Origin of the sequence: Pseudomonas sp. O230 (assembly GCF_045447035.1) — a bacterium.
GTDB lineage: Bacteria > Pseudomonadota > Gammaproteobacteria > Pseudomonadales > Pseudomonadaceae > Aquipseudomonas.
The window spans coordinates 344,725-356,807 of sequence record NZ_JBJGXN010000003.1 but is presented as its reverse complement, the minus strand read 5'-3'; the positions used below and the strand labels follow the sequence as shown (position 1 = coordinate 356,807).

Annotated in this window: 10 protein-coding genes; 3 read left to right on the top strand and 7 right to left on the bottom strand. The window is 59.2% G+C overall.

Annotation, left to right across the window (positions count from 1 at the left end):
• The first annotated feature begins 21 nt into the window (after nucleotides 1–21).
• Together ACI77H_RS08030 and ACI77H_RS08025 are read left to right on the top strand one after the other, a co-directional pair.
• Nucleotides 22–696, top strand: a complete 675-nt coding sequence (locus tag ACI77H_RS08030; RefSeq protein WP_407011367.1) for a heavy metal response regulator transcription factor — start codon at nucleotides 22–24, stop codon at nucleotides 694–696.
• Entirely contained in the window at nucleotides 693–2,195 is a 1,503-nt protein-coding gene (locus ACI77H_RS08025; RefSeq protein ID WP_407011365.1) for a heavy metal sensor histidine kinase, read from the top strand. The genes ACI77H_RS08030 and ACI77H_RS08025 overlap by 4 nt, the downstream gene beginning before the upstream one ends.
• A gap of 144 nt (nucleotides 2,196–2,339) precedes the next feature.
• Here the strand turns inward: ACI77H_RS08025 and ACI77H_RS08020 are convergent, their stop codons facing one another.
• The 6 genes from ACI77H_RS08020 to ACI77H_RS07995 are packed head-to-tail and all read right to left on the bottom strand — an operon-like array spanning nucleotide 2,340 to nucleotide 8,276.
• The gene (locus tag ACI77H_RS08020; protein WP_407011364.1) at nucleotides 2,340–4,082 is read right to left on the bottom strand and encodes an extracellular solute-binding protein; all 1,743 of its coding nucleotides are present in this window, start codon (nucleotides 4,080–4,082) and stop codon (nucleotides 2,340–2,342) included.
• Nucleotides 4,083–4,129: 47 nt separating this feature from the next.
• Nucleotides 4,130–4,402 (bottom strand): DUF2160 domain-containing protein, encoded by a 273-nt coding sequence (locus ACI77H_RS08015; RefSeq protein ID WP_392890280.1) that lies wholly within the window; start codon nucleotides 4,400–4,402, stop codon nucleotides 4,130–4,132.
• A 10-nt stretch (nucleotides 4,403–4,412) separates the two neighbouring features.
• Nucleotides 4,413–5,213, bottom strand: coding sequence for a carbohydrate ABC transporter permease (locus ACI77H_RS08010; RefSeq protein ID WP_017339615.1), 801 nt, complete (start codon nucleotides 5,211–5,213; stop codon nucleotides 4,413–4,415).
• A gap of 8 nt (nucleotides 5,214–5,221) precedes the next feature.
• A complete protein-coding gene (locus tag ACI77H_RS08005; RefSeq protein WP_008032762.1) occupies nucleotides 5,222–6,088 on the bottom strand; it encodes a carbohydrate ABC transporter permease in 867 nt (288 codons plus the stop codon).
• Nucleotides 6,085–7,182, bottom strand: coding sequence for an ABC transporter ATP-binding protein (locus tag ACI77H_RS08000; protein ID WP_407011363.1), 1,098 nt, complete (start codon nucleotides 7,180–7,182; stop codon nucleotides 6,085–6,087). The genes ACI77H_RS08005 and ACI77H_RS08000 overlap by 4 nt, the downstream gene beginning before the upstream one ends.
• Complete coding sequence (locus tag ACI77H_RS07995; protein ID WP_407011362.1) at nucleotides 7,182–8,276, bottom strand: ABC transporter ATP-binding protein; 1,095 nt, start codon at nucleotides 8,274–8,276, stop codon at nucleotides 7,182–7,184. The genes ACI77H_RS08000 and ACI77H_RS07995 overlap by 1 nt, the downstream gene beginning before the upstream one ends.
• A gap of 375 nt (nucleotides 8,277–8,651) precedes the next feature.
• On the opposite strand from ACI77H_RS07995, the gene ACI77H_RS07990 reads away from it, so the two are divergent.
• A complete protein-coding gene (locus ACI77H_RS07990) occupies nucleotides 8,652–10,502 on the top strand; it encodes a sigma-54-dependent Fis family transcriptional regulator (protein WP_407011361.1) in 1,851 nt (616 codons plus the stop codon).
• A 192-nt stretch (nucleotides 10,503–10,694) separates the two neighbouring features.
• On the opposite strand, the gene cysS is transcribed toward ACI77H_RS07990, so the two are convergent.
• Complete coding sequence (gene cysS, locus ACI77H_RS07985; RefSeq protein ID WP_407011360.1) at nucleotides 10,695–12,077, bottom strand: cysteine--tRNA ligase; 1,383 nt, start codon at nucleotides 12,075–12,077, stop codon at nucleotides 10,695–10,697.
• Nucleotides 12,078–12,083 lie beyond the last annotated feature (6 nt).

The window sequence follows — 12,083 nt, the reverse complement described above, 5'->3', positions numbered from 1 at the left end:
CAATGAAAGTGGTGATTGATCATGCGAATCCTTGTCGTCGAGGACGAGCTTAAAGCTGCCGAATACTTACATCAGGGACTGACGGAAAGTGGTTATATCGTTGACCACGCCGCCAATGGCGCCGATGGATTGCGTCTGGCACAACAACAGGTTTATGACCTGATCATTCTGGATGTGAATCTGCCGGAACTGGACGGCTGGGGCGTACTGGAACAACTGCGGCGCACTCACTCCACGCGGGTGATGATGCTCACCGCGCGCGGTCGCCTGGCTGACAAGATTCGTGGCCTCGATCTGGGCGCCGACGATTATCTGCTCAAGCCGTTCGAGTTTCCGGAATTGCTGGCACGGATGCGCACCTTGATGCGCCGCAGCGAGAACATCCCGGTGCCGCAGGTACTGAAAGTCGCCGACCTGGAACTCGACCCCGGCCGTCATCGTGCGTTCCGTGGCGAACAGCGCATCGACCTGACCACCAAGGAGTTCGCCCTGCTGCATCTGTTGATGCGCCAGACCGGCGAAGTGTTGACCCGTACCCAGATCATTTCGCTGGTGTGGGACATGAACTTCGACTGCGACACCAACGTGGTCGAAGTGTCGATCAGGCGTTTGCGGGCGAAGATCGATGACCCGTTCGACAACAAGTTGATCCACACCCTGCGCGGTGTCGGCTACGTGCTGGAGTCGCGGGAATGAAGCCGGCCAGCCTGTCGATGCGGCTGGGGCTGACGGTCAGTATTCTCGGCGCGCTGCTGGTGGTGTTCCTGGCGATCCTGGCGTATTTCGCCCTGACCCATGAGCTGAACGCGTTATCCAGGGACAGTCTGGAAAAGAAGATGGAGCAGGTCGAACACAGCCTGTCGCTATACTCCGACACCGGCGAAATCAGCACGAAACCGCACATCCTGCTTGATCAGGTCATGGGGCATGACAACCTCACGCTAACGATTTACGACCACAGCAACCTGCGCACACCGCTGCTCAAATCCGGCACCGGCATGGCCGATCCGCGACTTGAATTGAAGGCGGTGCGGGCAATCAGCAACGAGTTGGCCCACACCAGCAGCACTGACGCCAAGGGGGCGAAATTCCTCACGGTGTCCAGGCTGATCAGCCTCAAGGACGGCACCCGCGTCCCGGTGCTGTTGTCGATGGACAACGCCCACGATGAGGCGTTGCTCAGCGCCTACCTGCGTTCAACCCTGATTGCCTTGCCGCTGCTGCTGGTCTTTATCGGGCTGAGTGCCTGGGGCGCGGTCCAGCGCGGTCTGGCGCCGATGCGCGAATTTCGCAAAGTGGCGGCGATGGTCTCGACCCAGGATCTGGATCATCGGCTGTCGGTGGTGAACATGCCCCAGGAGCTGAGCGAACTGGCCCAAGGCATCAACTTCATGCTGCACCGCCTCGACGCCGGTGTGCAGCAGCTGTCGCAGTTCTCTGATGATTTGGCGCATGAGTTGCGTACGCCGATCAACAATTTGATGGGCAAGGCACAGGTGACGTTGTCCCGCGAACGCAGCGTGGATGAGTACAAGGATGTGCTGGTTTGCTGCACTGAAGAGCTGGAGCGCGTGGCGCGGATTGTCTCGGACATGCTGTTTCTGGCACAGGTCAGTCACCCGTCGGCGCTTGCGCCGTTCGAGTCGGTTGCCCTGGAAGAAGAAGCCAGGAAAGTCGCCGAGATGTTTTCCCTGTCGGCGCAGGACAAGCAGATCCATCTGAATGTGATCGGCAGTGCGCGGGTGATGGGTGACCGGTTGATGATTCAACGGGCGATCTCGAATTTGCTGTCCAACGCGCTGCGCCACTGCCCGGTCGGGAAAACCGTGACGCTGCTGATTGAGCGCAGCGCGACCCAGGTTTCGTTGCTGGTCAGCAACCCTGGCGCGGGGATTGAGGCACAGCATCTGCCGCACCTGTTCGATCGGTTCTACCGGGTCGACAGCAGCCGCTCGCGTTCACAGGGCAGCACCGGGCTGGGGTTGGCGATTGTGCGGTCGATCATGAGCCTGCATCAGGGAGTGGCCGAGGTGAAGAGCTTGCCGGGGGCGATGACGGTGTTCAGGTTGGGATTTCCTGCGGTTGAGGGGGGGCGCACTGAGGTGTCAGGCTCCAGACCTCCAATGTCCGGTTCGACCCCTTCGCGGGCAAGCCCGGCTCCCACAGTGATCGGGGGGTGGCCACAGAATTTGTAAACACCACTGAAACCGGTGAGAGCGGGCTTGCTCGCGAAGGCGCCAGGCCAGTCGGCACCTTTGTTGCCTGCTCGCGATGTCCATGGATCAGGCGCCAAAGAAAACGGCACCTCACGGTGCCGTTCGCCTTTCGCGGTTCAGCCTTTACTTACGCGCATCCGCCCAGGATTTCAGCAGTTCGTTGTAGCTCACGGTCTCGCCCTTCGGCTTCTCGTTGGCCAGTTTCGGTTTCGGTGCACCCGGTTGATCGAACCAGTATTGCGCATCGCGCTCGGGGTTCATTTTCGGCGCACAGGTGGCCTGGGCCTTGGAGCGTTCCAGACGGGACATGATTGCGTCCTGATCCTTGGCCAGGCCATCAAGCGCCTGTTGCGGGGTTTTGTCGCCGCTGGCGGCTTCGGCGATGTGGCTCCACCACAGTTGCGCCAAACGCGGATAGTCCGGCACGTTGGTCCCGGTCGGGGTCCATTGCACGCGGGCCGGGCTGCGGTAGAACTCGACCAGGCCACCGAGTTTCGGTGCCAGATCAGTCATCGCTTGCGAGTTGATGTCCGATTCGCGGATCGGTGTCAGGCCGACGATGGTTTTCTTCAGCGACACGGTTTTCGAGGTCACGAACTGCGCATAGAGCCAGGCGGCCAGTTTCTGCTTCTCGGGCGTGGACTTCATGAACGTCCAGGAACCCACGTCCTGATACCCCAGCTTCATACCCTCTTCCCAATACGGACCGCGCGGCGAAGGTGCCATGCGCCACTTCGGCGTGCCATCGGCATTCACCACCGGCAGGCCTGGTTTGGTCATGTCAGCCGTGAACGCGGTGTACCAGAAGATCTGTTGCGCGATGTTGCCCTGGGACGGAACCGGGCCGGATTCGGAGAAGGTCATGCCCGCCGCTTCCGGCGGTGCGTAGGCCTTGAGCCAGTCGACGTATTTGGTGGTGGCAAATACCGCCGCCGGGCCGTTGGTGTCGCCACCGCGAGTCACGCTGGAACCGACCGGGTGGCAATCCTCGACGCGGATGCCCCATTCGTCCACCGGCAAACCGTTAGGCAAGCCCTTGTCGCCGCCACCCGCCATGGAGAACCAGGCATCGGTGAAGCGCCAGCCCAGGGACGGGTCTTTCTTGCCGTAGTCCATGTGCCCGTAGACCCGCTTGCCGTCGATTTCCTTGACGTCTTCACTGAAGAATTTGGCGATGTCTTCATAGGCTGACCAGTTCACCGGAACGCCCAGCTCGTAACCGTACTTTTCCTTGAACTTGGCTTTCAGGTCCGCGCGCTCGAACCAGTCGGCGCGGAACCAATAGAGGTTGGCGAACTGTTGGTCGGGCAGTTGATAGAGCTTGCCGTCGGGTGCGGTGGTGAAGGAAAGGCCGATGAAATCCTTGAGGTCGAGGGTCGGCGAAGTGAAGTTTTTACCTTCATTGGCCATCAGGTCGGTGATGGCTTCGGTCTTGCCGTAGCGGAAGTGCGTACCGATCAGGTCCGAGTCGTTGACCCAGCCGTCATAGATGCTCTTGTCCGACTGCATCACGGTCTGCAGCTTTTCGACCACGTCGCCTTCTTGCAGCAGGTCGTGGGTCACCTTGATCCCGGTGATCTCGGTAAACGCCTTGGCCAGCACCTTGGACTCGTACTCGTGAGTGGTCAGGGTTTCCGAGACAACCTTGATGTCCATCCCGCGAAACGGCTCGGCGGCCTTGATGAACCACTTCAGTTCCGCGAGCTGCTGATCCGCCGTCAGGGTGGACGGTTTGAACTCGCTGCCGATCCATTTCTTCGCGGCTTCTTCGTAGGCATCGGCCCAGGCAGATGCACTCAAACCGCTGAGTGCCAGCATGGCTGCCAATGAAATGCTATGTCGCAGCTTATTGTTTTTGTCGAACATAGAGACCTCCTTATTGAGTTTCGGAGCAACATTGCCGAGCGATTCGACTAGCCCCAACGCATCACAGCCAACAGCCACACCAGGGACAACGCGGACGCGACCCAGATGCTCCAGTCGGTGACGCCGATTACCAGCAAATGCAGGTAGGCGCTGCCGAGAAGACCGATAAACAGCCGATCGCCACGGGTGGTGGCAATCGGCAACAAACCACGCCGAAGAACGCTCGGCGAACGCAGTTCCCAGGTCGTCATGCCCACCAGAATCAGGCCAATGACGATGAAGAACGCCGCGGTAGGGACAGTCCAGCTCATCCATTCCATCATCAGTTCCTCATACCCGACCGAGGGCAAAGCCCTTGGCCACGTGGTTGCGAACAAACCAGATCACCAGCATGCCCGGCAGGATGGTCAACACCCCCGCCGCTGCCAGCACGCCCCAGTCGATGCCGGAGGCCGAGACGGTTCGGGTCATCACCGCCGCAATCGGCTTGGCGTTGACCGAGGTCAGCGTCCGCGCCAGCAAGAGCTCGACCCAGGAAAACATGAAGCAGAAGAACGCCGTCACACCGATACCCGAGCCAATCAGCGGGACGAAAATCTTCACGAAGAACTTGGGAAAACTGTAGCCATCAATGTAGGCGGTTTCGTCGATTTCCTTCGGAACGCCCGACATGAAGCCTTCAAGAATCCACACCGCCAACGGCACGTTAAACAAGCAATGCGCCAACGCCACCGCGATATGGGTGTCGAACAGACCGATCGATGAGTACAGCTGGAAGAACGGCAACAGAAACACCGCCGGCGGTGCCATGCGGTTGGTCAGCAGCCAGAAGAACAAGTGCTTGTCGCCGAGAAAGCGATACCGCGAGAACGCGTACGCCGCCGGCAACGCCACGCTCAGCGAGATCACCGTGTTCAGACTCACGTAATACAGCGAGTTGAGGTAACCGGTGTACCAGGCCGGATCGGTGAAGATCACCTTGTAGTTAGCGAAGGTGAAATCCTGCGGAAACAGCGTCAGGCCGCTGAGGATTTCGGTGTTGCTCTTGAAGGACATGTTCAGCAGCCAGTAGATCGGCACCAGCAGGAACAGGATGTAGATCAGCAGTGGAATCAGCTTTCTCTTGCTCATGATGGGCCTCAGCGGTTGGCGTCAGAGTGAGTCATGGCGGTGTAGAACAGCCAGGACACCAACAGGATGATCAGGAAGTACACCAGCGAGAAAGCCGCCGCCGGGCCGAGGTCGAACTGGCCGATGGCCATTTGCGTCAGGGTCTGGCTGAGGAATGTCGTGGCATTCCCCGGTCCGCCGCCCGTGAGCACGAACGGCTCGGTGTAGATCATGAAACTGTCCATGAACCGCAGCATCACCGCGATCAACAGCACGCTTTTGAGCTTGGGCAACTGGATGTGCCGGAACACCGCCCAGGCCGATGCGCGATCAATCCGCGCAGCCTGGTAGTACACGTCCGGAATCGCCCGCAACCCGGAGAAACACAACAGCGCCACCAACGAGGTCCAGTGCCACACGTCCATCACCAGCACCGTGACCCAGGCGTCCATGGTGTTGGCTGCATAGTTATAGTTGATGCCCATCGCATTGAGGCTCGAACCGAGCAAGCCAATGTCGGCCCGGCCGAAAATCTGCCAGATGGTGCCGACCACGTTCCATGGAATCAGCAGCGGAATCGCCAAAATGATCAGCACCAGTGAAGACCAGCGACCCTTGGTCGGCATGGTCAGGGCGATGGCGATGCCCAGCGGGATTTCGATCAGCAGCACGCAGCCGGAGTAAATGAACTGGCGCAGCAGCGAATCGTGCAGCCGTGGGTCGAGCAACACCTGTTTGTACCAGTCGGCGCCGACGAAGTAGCGACTGGACTGATCGAAAATGTCCTGCACCGAATAGTTGACCACGGTCATCATCGGGATCACCGCACTGAACGCCACCAGCAAAAACACCGGTAACACCAGCCACCAGGCCTTGTTGTTCTGCACCTTGTTCATGGCTGCACCTCCAAGAGGTAATCGTCGGCATAGACCATCAACCATTGCGCTGGAAAGCTGATGTACGCCGTGCCTTGCGGCACCGGTTTGTCTTCGGCGAGGCGCACTTTCAACGGCACACCGTCGAGGTTCAAGGTCATGATCTTGTAGGTGCCGAGGTCTTCGACGTGTACGACCTGTGCCTGCATCGCGTCGTCAAACGGTTCGTCCCACACGTGCACGAACTCCGGACGGATGCCGACTTTCAGGGTTTTCCATTCGGATTCGGCGATGCGTTGCAGTTGTGCGTCAGACAAGGGCAAATGCGTCGATGCGAAACCGACGCCACCCGGTTGCGTCTGCACCTCGATCAGGTTCATCCCCGGACTGCCGATGAAATAGCCGACAAAGGTGTGGCTCGGCCGCTCGAACAATTCCCGTGGCGTGCCGAATTGCACAATCTGCCCGCCGTACATCACCGCAATCTTGTCGGCGAAGGTCGAGGCTTCGAGTTGATCGTGGGTGACGTAGACCATGGTGATGTTGAACTGCTCGTGGATCTGCTTGAGCTTGCGCCGCAGCTTCCACTTCAAGTGCGGGTCGATCACCGTCAGCGGTTCATCGAACAGGATGGCCGAGACGTCATCGCGCACCAGCCCGCGGCCCATCGAGACTTTCTGCTTTTCGTCAGCGGTGAGGTTGCGCGCCTTCTTGCTCAGCAGCGCCTGAAGGTCAAGGACCTCGGCAATTTCCTGCACCTTGCTGTGAATTTTCGCTTCGGCCATGCCCTGATTGCGCAGCGGAAACGCCAGGTTGTCGAACACCGTCATGGTGTCGTAGACCACCGGAAACTGGAAAACCTGGGCGATGTTGCGCTTCTCCGGGGTCAGGTCGTTGACCGCTTTGCCATCGAACAGGACATGGCCCTGGGACGGGCTGAGCAACCCGGAAATGATGTTGAGCAAGGTCGACTTGCCGCAACCCGAAGGACCGAGCAAGGCATAGGCACCGCCCTGCTCCCAAATGTGGTCCATTTCGCGGATCGCATAATCCTCGGGGCCGCTCGGCGTGCGCGTGTAACTGTGGGCGAGGTTCTGCAAACGGATTTCGGCCATCAGGCAACCCTCGCGATACGGCGACCGGGCGCCTGGACCAGCCGCCCCTGCGCATCGAACACAAACAATTTATGGGTCGGAATGTAGATGCGGATTGGCGCATCGACGTCGTATTCGTGCACGCCGGACAAGTGCAGCACCAACAGGAAATGCTCATTACGCACATGCAGGAACGTTTCCGAACCGCTGATTTCGGCGACCTCGACGGTCACCGCCAGTTCGAGGTCATCGTCGTTGCTCGGCACCAGCGAGATGTGGCTTGGACGCACGCCGAAGCGGAACTCGCCCTCACCCACCGGGCGCAAATCCACGTTTAACGGGAAGTGCACGAAATTGGCGAAGCTGACTTCGTTGCCCGCGATGCGTCCGGGCATCAGGTTGATCGGCGGTTCGGAGAACAGTTCTGCCGCCAGCACGGTTTGCGGCTGGTGGTAGACCTCCGGAGCCGTGCCGCTCTGGATCACCCGGCCTTCGTGAAGAATGGTCGTGGTGCCACCGAGCGCCAGCGCTTCGTTGGGCTCGGTGGTGGCGTAGATAGCGATGGTGTGACGCGCCTTGAACAGCTCGCGCATTTCCTGGCGCAGTTCTTCGCGCAGCTTGTAGTCGAGGTTGACCAGCGGCTCGTCAAAGAGGATCAGCTCGGCGTCCTTGACCAGCGCCCGGGCCATCGCCGTGCGCTGTTGCTGGCCGCCGGAGAGTTCCAGCGGATAACGCTGGAGAAACTTCTCGATGCGCAGCATCTTGGCGGTTTCCAGCACTTTGCTCTGGATCAGTTCGTTGGAAACGCCGCCCTGGCGCAACGGCGAGGCGATGTTTTCGAACACCGTCATGGTCGGGTAGTTGATGAACTGCTGATAGACCATCGACACGTTGCGCAAGCGCACCGGGCGCTGAGTGACATCGACGCCGTTCATCAGGATGCGACCGCTGTCGGGCTTGTCCAGGCCCGCCATCAGGCGCATGAGGCTGGTTTTGCCGGACAGCGTGCGTCCGAGCAAAACGTTGAAAGATCCGGGTTCAAAACTAAGGCACGCATCGTCGATCCAGGTCTGGCCCTCGACGGTGCGGCTGACGTGCTCCAGAGTGAGTGACATGGCTCGGCCTTTTTATTATTGGAGTCAAGCGACCGGAGCAGTAGAGCGAGTTTCGTGCCAGAAATTGCAAATTATTGATCTGGTTAAGAAATCATTGAAACAGTGACGAAACCGCTTTCGTAGCTGAACAAAAATGAACAACCGTGATTGAACAATTGAACAATTCGCCCGTTGACAATGAACAATAGTGAACAACACTCTATGGACTGTTCACGATCACTGTAGGAGCCGGCTTGCCGGCGCTGGCCTCCTCAAAATCGCCATCGCCGGCAAGCCGGCTCCTACAAATGCGTGGCGTGCCAGAACCATCGCGTGCGAAATTCAGCGTGATGTGCAAAACCCATAAAAACAATAAAAGCTCAGAGATCGACTGCCATGGCCGAACCGGCATCAAAGCTCTCCCACGACGCCATCATCCAGGACTCCTGGTCCCGTTGCCGTGCGTTCGGTCTCGATCATCAGAGCGCCCCGGCGTTCGACCAGCTACCGGCGGCGGACATCGCGCAGCTGCTGGAAAGCCAGCATTCACTGGTGCAGACCACCCATCAGGAAGTCCTGCCCTATTACGAAAACATCCTCAGCAACTCCAATTGCCTGATCATGCTCGCCGACAATCAGGGCCAGGTCCTGACCTCATGGGGCACCCAGCGCTTCATCGAGCCGAACCTGACCCGAGGCTTCAGCGCCGGCGCAAGCTGGGTAGAGCGCTGCAGCGGCACCAATGCAATCGGCACCGCGCTGGCCTGCGAGCAAGCGGTGCATATCGAGCACGATGAACATTTCCTCAAGGCCAACCGGTTCATGACCGGTTCCGCCGCACCGATTTTCGATGCCGAACGCAAGGTCATCGCGGTGCTGGATGTGTCCAGCGACAGTTACCTGCCGCCGTCCCACACCCTCGGCATGGTCAAGATGATGAGTCAGACCGTGGAAAACCGGCTGATCCTCAATCTATTCCACGGCCAGCATTTTCAACTGACGTTCAACACCGGGTTGAACAACCTCGACAGCCAATGGGCCGGATTGTTGATTTTCGATGAAACCGGCCAAGTGCTCTCAGCCAACCGCCGCGCTGACAATCTGTTGGGCATCAGTCTGTCGCGGGTGAGTGTCGAGAGTCTGTTCAAGGTCTCGTTGCTGGAACTGCTGAATCAGCCGGATGGCTTGCCTTTCTCCCTCCAGACTTCCGGGCGCAACCGCTTCCAATGTCTGTTGAGACGGCCGAAACAGGCACCGATTCAGGCACGACTGTTCTCGGAAACCAAGAGCCCTGAACCCAAGAGCGCCGAACCCGCAGCAATCAGCCTCAATACCCTGCACTTCGGCGACAGCCGTGTGGAAAAAGCCGTGCGCCAGGCCGAGCGCTTGCTGGAGAAAGACATTCCGCTGTTGATCCACGGCGAAACCGGGGTCGGCAAGGAAGTGTTCGTCAAAGCGCTGCATCAGGCCAGCTCTCGCAGCAAACAGCCGTTCATTGCCGTCAATTGTGCAGCGATCCCCGCCGAACTGGTGGAATCCGAGCTGTTTGGCTACGAAAAAGGCGCGTTCACCGGAGCCAATCAAAAAGGCAGCATCGGACTGATTCGCAAAGCGGACAAAGGCACTCTCTTTCTGGATGAAATCGGCGACATGCCACTTCCGACTCAGGCTCGCCTACTTCGGGTGTTGCAGGAGCGCTGCGTGCAACCGGTCGGCAGCAGCGAGCTGTTTGCAGTGGACATTCGCATTATCTCGGCGACTAATCGCTCGTTGCGCGAGCAGGTGCAGTTGGGGCGGTTTCGCGAAGACCTTTATTACCGGATCGGTGGTCTGACCCTGGAATTGCCGCCGCTGCGCGAACGCAGTGATAAACAGGCGTTGTTCAAACGGTTGTGGGAGCAGCATCGCGAACCGTCGCAGTGGGCCGGGCTGAGCCGTGAGGTGATGGAGTTGTTCAGCCGTCATCCGTGGCCGGGGAATTTGCGCCAGGTCAGCAGCGTGATGCAGGTGGCGCTGGCCATGGCCGAGGAACAACCGGTGCGGCCGGAGCATTTGCCGGATGATTTCTTTGTTGATCTGGAGATGGAGCCGGTGGATTCGGCGCAAACCCAGGCGGTGGATTTGAATGATGCCGAGGATTTGAATCGGCAGTTGCAGGCGGCTGGGGGGAATATCTCGCATTTGGCGCGGCGGTTGGGTGTGAGTCGGAACACCTTGTATAAACGTCTGCGCCAATCGGAAAGCTGAGCGCTTCGCGGTCAATCGCCAGCAAGCTGGCTCCTACAGGGTTGAGTCGTTCGCGATTGATGTGTACGACGCGATCACTGTAGGAGCTGGCTTGCCAGCGATTGGGCCCGCAGGGACACCGCGGCACTTGCGCCAGCCCCAAAAAACAAAAACCCGCACAAGGCGGGTTTTGTTTTGCAGCATTCGAAGCAATCAGTCAGCCAGACGCCAGGTCGTACCGCCCTTGCCATCTTCCAGCACCACGCCCATGGCGGTGAGCTGGTCGCGGATACGGTCGGATTCGGCCCAGTCTTTATTCGCACGAGCATTCAGGCGAGCCGCAATCAGCGCATCAACTTCAGCCGCATCAACCCGCCCTTCAGCACCGGCCTGCAGGAAGTCATCCGCCTCAAGCTGCAACACGCCCAACACACTGGCCAGCTCCTTCAAGCGCGCTGCCAAACCCGCCGCCGCATCAAGATCGCTCTCGCGCAGACGGTTGATCTCGCGCACCATCTCGAACAGCACCGCGCAGGCTTCCGGCGTGCCGAAGTCGTCGTTCATCACCTGGGTGAAGCGCTCGACAAAGGCTTCGCCGCCAGCCGGGGCCACGCTCGGCAGGCCTTTCAACGCATGGTAGAAACGCTCGAGTGCGCCTTTGGCGTCCTTGAGGTTGTCTTCCGAGTAGTTGATCGCGCTGCGGTAGTGGCTCGACACCAGCAGGTAACGCACGACTTCCGGGTGGTACTTTTCCAGCACGTCGCGAATGGTGAAGAAGTTGTTCAAGGACTTGGACATCTTCTCGCCATTGATGCGAATCATGCCGCAATGCATCCACGCGTTGGCGTAGGTCTTGCCAGTGGCCGCTTCGCTCTGGGCGATTTCGTTTTCGTGGTGCGGAAACTCGAGGTCGCTGCCGCCGCCATGAATGTCGAAGGTCTCGCCGAGGCAGCAGGTCGACATCACCGAGCATTCGATGTGCCAGCCCGGACGCCCGTCGCCCCAAGGAGAAGGCCAGCTCGGTTCGCCCGGCTTGGCGCTTTTCCACAGCACGAAGTCCAGCGGGTCCTGCTTGGACTCGTCGACTTCGATGCGCGCACCGATGCGCAGGTCTTCGATTTTCTTGCGCGACAGCTTGCCGTAGCCCATGAACTTGGCGACGCGGTAGTACACGTCGCCATTGCCCGGGGCGTAGGCGTAACCCTTGTCGATCAGGGTCTGGATCATGGTCTGCATGCCAGCGATGTGATCGGTGGCCCGCGGTTCCATGTCCGGCTTGAGGATGTTGAGGCGCGCCTCGTCCTCGTGCATCGCGGTGATCATTCGCTCGGTCAGCACGTCGAACGGCTCGCCGTTCTCCTTGGCCCGATTGATGATCTTGTCTTCAATGTCGGTGATATTGCGCACATAAGTCAGGTTATAACCGCTGAACCGCAACCAGCGGGTCACCAGGTCGAACGCAACCATGCTGCGGCCGTGGCCAATGTGGCAGTAGTCGTACACGGTCATCCCGCAGACATACATGCGCACATTATTGCCATCCAGCGGTTTGAAGACTTCTTTGCTCTTGGTGAGCGTGTTGTAGATCGAAAGCACGTTAGA

What these genes read in the sequence shown, in the direction of transcription:
- ACI77H_RS08025 (WP_407011365.1), top strand. Translation starts at nt 693, where the DNA reads ATGAAGCCGGCCAGCCTGTCGATGCGGCTGGGGCTGACGGTCAGTATT.
- ACI77H_RS07995 (WP_407011362.1), bottom strand. Translation starts at nt 8,276, where the DNA reads ATGTCACTCACTCTGGAGCACGTCAGCCGCACCGTCGAGGGCCAGACC.
- ACI77H_RS08020 (WP_407011364.1), bottom strand. Translation starts at nt 4,082, where the DNA reads ATGTTCGACAAAAACAATAAGCTGCGACATAGCATTTCATTGGCAGCC.
- ACI77H_RS08030 (WP_407011367.1), top strand. Translation starts at nt 22, where the DNA reads ATGCGAATCCTTGTCGTCGAGGACGAGCTTAAAGCTGCCGAATACTTA.
- ACI77H_RS08015 (WP_392890280.1), bottom strand. Translation starts at nt 4,402, where the DNA reads ATGGAATGGATGAGCTGGACTGTCCCTACCGCGGCGTTCTTCATCGTC.
- ACI77H_RS08000 (WP_407011363.1), bottom strand. Translation starts at nt 7,182, where the DNA reads ATGGCCGAAATCCGTTTGCAGAACCTCGCCCACAGTTACACGCGCACG.
- ACI77H_RS08005 (WP_008032762.1), bottom strand. Translation starts at nt 6,088, where the DNA reads ATGAACAAGGTGCAGAACAACAAGGCCTGGTGGCTGGTGTTACCGGTG.
- ACI77H_RS08010 (WP_017339615.1), bottom strand. Translation starts at nt 5,213, where the DNA reads ATGAGCAAGAGAAAGCTGATTCCACTGCTGATCTACATCCTGTTCCTG.
- ACI77H_RS07990 (WP_407011361.1), top strand. Translation starts at nt 8,652, where the DNA reads ATGGCCGAACCGGCATCAAAGCTCTCCCACGACGCCATCATCCAGGAC.